At 58.0% G+C, this 4,304-nt stretch carries 4 protein-coding genes; 1 reads left to right on the top strand and 3 read right to left on the bottom strand.

All coding sequences use genetic code 11. The annotated features are described in order from the left end of the window. Positions 1-42: 42 nt before the first annotated feature. Positions 43-1,278 carry an ABC transporter substrate-binding protein gene (locus IVB46_RS30925; RefSeq protein WP_247311599.1) on the bottom strand — a complete coding sequence of 412 codons (1,236 nt, stop codon included), beginning with the start codon at positions 1,276-1,278 and terminating at the stop codon, positions 43-45. A gap of 322 nt (positions 1,279-1,600) precedes the next feature. Here IVB46_RS30925 and IVB46_RS30930 point away from each other — a divergent pair, with 322 nt between their 5' ends. After that, positions 1,601-2,659, top strand: a complete 1,059-nt coding sequence (locus IVB46_RS30930) for a LacI family DNA-binding transcriptional regulator (protein ID WP_247311596.1) — start codon at positions 1,601-1,603, stop codon at positions 2,657-2,659. 25 nt (positions 2,660-2,684) lie between these two features. On the opposite strand, the gene IVB46_RS30935 is transcribed toward IVB46_RS30930, so the two are convergent. Together IVB46_RS30935 and IVB46_RS30940 are read right to left on the bottom strand one after the other, a co-directional pair. Then, entirely contained in the window at positions 2,685-3,488 is an 804-nt protein-coding gene (locus tag IVB46_RS30935; protein ID WP_247344175.1) for an SDR family oxidoreductase, read from the bottom strand. 11 nt (positions 3,489-3,499) lie between these two features. Further along, positions 3,500-4,304, bottom strand: an 805-nt coding sequence (locus IVB46_RS30940) for a zinc-binding dehydrogenase (protein ID WP_247344179.1), incomplete at its 5' end; no start/stop codon positions are given.

Below are 4,304 nucleotides of genomic sequence, written 5' to 3' on the forward strand. Positions count from 1 at the left end.
TGGTCCCGGTTGTCTGTGCAAAAGAAAGGGCCTGATGGCCCGCTATTCCCCACTCACGAGGTCACCAAACGGCACCCAGCGTCCTGACTCGAACTTCTGCAATTGGAATTTGTTGATCACACTGTAGTTGTCCGGCGTGGTCGTTACCGTGATGCCGGGAAGCAGCATTGGCACTTTTACTTGAGTTAGATGGGAGCTGATTTCCAGCAGGTTTTCGTGTGTTAGCGTCGATCCGGCTTTTTCGAGAACGTGCGCCATTAGATATGACGCAAGGTAACCAACCAGGATGCTGTCGCTGTTCGGGTCTTTCTGCGGAAGATACTCCTTGGCCCAAGCTAGATATCCCCTGACATCGTCATCATTCTCCCACCTGCGATCTGCTGGATCCTTGCTGTAGGCCGTAGAGATTAGGCCTTCAGACTGTTCAAGGCCGGCGGGCTTAAGCACGGTCTCCAGCCCAGAAGAAATGCTACATGTGAGAGACACTGGTTTCCAGCCAATCTCATGGCGCAGGCGGATCTGCATAGCGCCGAATTTTTGCGTCCCTACGAAATAGAATACGTTTGCACCGGATGCTTTCGCAGCGACAATCTGGGATTGGATCGTCGGCGCGGTTACCTCGTAGCTTTGTTCACTTATGATTAGTGTCCCGGCCTTCTCGCCAAGGCCGGCCTTGAAGCCGGCTAAATAATCCTTTCCAAAGTCGTCATTCTGGTAAACGACAGCAATCTTCGGATCTGGAATCGCAGAAAGCACGTAGCGAGCCGTTGCGCGCCCCTCTGCCCCGAAGTTCGGGAGCAGCGGTACCGTCCACGGAAAGGCCTTTGGATCGTTGAATCGGCTGGCGCCAGTCGCAATAAAAAGCTGCGGGATTCTTCTTGCATTTAGATATTTTTGTACTGCGGCGTTCGTGGGCGTGCCGAGCGATCCATACACGGCTAATACTTCGTCGCTCTCGATGAGCCGACGTGTAAGCTCTACGGTCTTTGGTGGATTGTATCCGTCGTCGACAGAATGGAGTCTGATCATACGACCATGAATACCGCCTTTTTTGTTGATGTCGTCGAAGTACGCAATTGAGGCCAGCCCGACCGCTGCTGAAGCCGAAACCGCGCCGCTATAGGGGATAGTTTGCCCCAGCCTGATCTCGGTATCAGAAGCGCCCGGATCGTACTTCTGGGCAAATGCGGCTCCTATCGTTAGGACGAACAACAACGTGGCTGTAAGCGTCTTTCCAGAAATGATTTTTCCTCCCCTCGGAAATTGAACTGAATTCATAGCCGCCCCCGCGGGCTCACCTCTTTCTTATCGGGTCATCTGTGCATGCTATCGTTAGCATAAAACTAAAGCCGCCGCCGGCGAATTGCAATTGGAGATTTCACAGCAAGGGGGGCCTCAAGAGATCAGTGGGAGACGATTTCGACTATCAATTGATGCAAACGAAAGCATATGATGCATCTAACGATGGTCGCGGCGGTCCGCACTTACTCTGCCGAGCGGGAGGTCGTGCAAGTGGCTCCCTCGGCCATGATAGCGGCCGCCGTTATGAACGGCTCTCCGGCCTGTGATATCGATAGAAGGGGGGCGCTTCAGTATTGCTATGATCACTGCCAAAGACCTTGCCAACGAACTGCAACTGTCCGTATCCACGGTCGGTCGTGCACTTGCCAACGATTCCAGGATCAGCCTAGCGACGAGGCAGCGCGTCACGGAGGCGGCTTTCCGGGCGGGATACGTTGCCAATCGCGCAGCTCAAATGATGCGCGGAGCATCCAGCAAACTTGTAGGATTGATGCTCCCCGACCTAGGGAACAGCCAGTACAGCATCGGGGCTCATGCTCTCTCGAAGTGCATGGAAGCCGCAGGCTACCAGTTGGTCTTGTCAGAAACCAACGACGATCCCGCCGCGGAATTGCGCCATCTGCGCGAGTTATGCAGCGCGGGGGTCGCCGGTATCGTCATCGTTCCCAGCGTCAAGCCGCTCCCGGAGTCTGTCAGGCTGCTGAAGAAGACACCTTACGTGCAACTGATCCGTCGGAGTTCGCTGCTGTACGATCAGTGGTTTTGTTTCGACAATGTCCAAGCACTTCGGATGGCCACTCGGCATCTGCTAGAGCTGGGCCATTCGCGCATTGCCTACATCGGCCCTCCGCGTACGGTGACCGTTGGGCAGGAGCGCCTTGAGGGTTTCCTAATGGCCCAGGACAACCTGCCAATCGATGAGGAGCTGACGATCTTCGGACCCGGCGTTTCGTCGGAATTTGGGCGCCAGGCCTTGCGTCGGTTGCTCGATCTGAAGCATCCCCCAACGGGATTGGTGCTGGGCTCCCTCCAAATCACACGCGGCATACTCGACGAAGTCGTGGATGGCGGCATTCAGATTCCCCAGCAGTTGTCGGTGGTGGGATTCAGCGACGAGCCGGGCTTTCGATGGTGGGGGCCGGGCCTGACGACGATCTCCGTGCCAAACGCGGAGATCACAACCGCCTGCGGTCTCTGGCTCATTCACCAGATGAAACAGGGTGCATCTGCCGGCGCAGCTTCTCCCTATGGTTCAGTTACACCAGGCAAACTTGTTGTCAGGGGCAGCACGGGCAGCATCAGCGTTGATAAGATCAATCGACGCGCACGTCACGGAGAGCCCGAGAGCGCGCGATAACGTCAGGGCGTCGGATCCTCTGCAGTCACCGATAAGCTCGTCCTCCATCTACGACAAAATTGCTGCCAATGACACATGACGCGTCGCTGCTGAGCAGGAAGGTCACGACGTTCGCCACTTCTTGGGCCCGTGCCAGGCGACCCAGCGCATAGCGGGAAATAAACCTGTCCCGATCTACCTCGGGCATGGCCAGATATCCGTTCATCATGGGAGTATCAACTGCTCCAGGACAGACGCTGTTCACGCGGATGGCAGGTCCCAACTCAGCGGCGATCGTTCGGCTGTATTGAAGCAGCCCGGCCTTCGCCGCGGAGTAACCTGCGCTGCTAACACCGGGCATCAGTGCGGCAAGGGCGGCGATATTGACGATGGCCGAGCTTTCTCCGGTGTTTGCGGCTTGGCGCAAATGACGCAGCGCCGCGCGGCAGGCAAGGAAGGGGGCCGTCAGGTTAGCCGCGATGCTTTCGTTCCAGCGTGCGAGATTACTCTCCTCTAATGTACAGACATCAAGGACGCCGACTGCGTTCACCAGCCCATCGATACCGGCCATGTGCTGTGCGCATTCGTCGATCGCGCGGGTTGTCATTGCTTCATCCCGCAGGTCGACACTAATCGCAAATCCGCCGGTCGAGGCTCGAACTTGCTCGAGTTGTTCCTTTCTGCGCCCTAGCACGCAGATCGTGGCACCCTCCGCTACGCAGCCCTCGGCGACCGCCCGACCAATACCCGTGCCCCCGCCGGTGATCAGGATGCGACGTCCTCGGAGTCGTCCCTTCAATGTCGGCTCGCTTTCTGCCCTGATCTTCGCCGCTCCTGCGGCCGTCTTCATGTCGGGACCATTCATCGGATTGCCAACAATACCTTTCCAAAATGTTCGTTGCGTTGCACTAGCGCCTGTGCAGCCGAAGCTGCACTGAGCGGGAAGATTCGATCGATTCTCGGCATGAGCCGACCCTCGATCACATGCGGTAGAACGTCGGTGGCGAACGAACGAGCTATTGCAGCTTTGTCCTCGAGGCTGCGCGAGCGGAACGTGACGCCGATTAGTCGGGCGCGTTTGAAAGCAAGCATTCCGATGTCGAGCGTATCGCTGCTTCCCCCGAGTCGTCCGACGGTGACAAGGCGACCGCTTATTGCCAAGCTTTGAAGATTCCCGGTGAGCGCTCCACCGCCGACCATATCGATGACGAGATTGGCCCCTCGCCCCTCGGTCGCTTTTCTCGCCTCGGCGGGCCAGTCGGTCTCCATGAGCAGGCCCAGGTCGACCACTGTGTTCACCAGTTGCCGCAGCTTGGCATTGGAGCGGGCAACGCCCACAACGGTGCGCGCGCCGCCCAGTCGGGCGAGTTGGGCGGCAGCCTGTCCTACACCAGAGGTCACGCCCTGTATCAGAACGGTTTCTCCGGCGCGCAATTCTCCTTGGTTGAAGAGCGCGTCGTGCGCCGTCATGTACCAAGCGGGCAGCGCAGCCGCTACCTGCCAGGAAACTCCCTCGGGAATTGGGACAGCAAGCCGACAGTCGACAGCTGCGAATTCTGCGTGGGAGCCTCGCGACAAGGCCATCACGCGATCCCCCACCTTGAACCCGACGCAGTGGCGGCCAACTTCCACGACTTCGCCGGCCAGTTCACTGCCAGCGGGCGGT

The sequence above is a fragment of the Bradyrhizobium sp. 61 genome, assembly GCF_023073075.1.
Taxonomy (GTDB): Bacteria; Pseudomonadota; Alphaproteobacteria; order Rhizobiales; family Xanthobacteraceae; genus Bradyrhizobium; species Bradyrhizobium barranii.

What these genes read in the sequence shown, in the direction of transcription:
- IVB46_RS30930 (WP_247311596.1), top strand. Translation starts at nt 1,601, where the DNA reads ATGATCACTGCCAAAGACCTTGCCAACGAACTGCAACTGTCCGTATCC.
- IVB46_RS30935 (WP_247344175.1), bottom strand. Translation starts at nt 3,488, where the DNA reads ATGAAGACGGCCGCAGGAGCGGCGAAGATCAGGGCAGAAAGCGAGCCG.
- IVB46_RS30925 (WP_247311599.1), bottom strand. Translation starts at nt 1,278, where the DNA reads ATGAATTCAGTTCAATTTCCGAGGGGAGGAAAAATCATTTCTGGAAAG.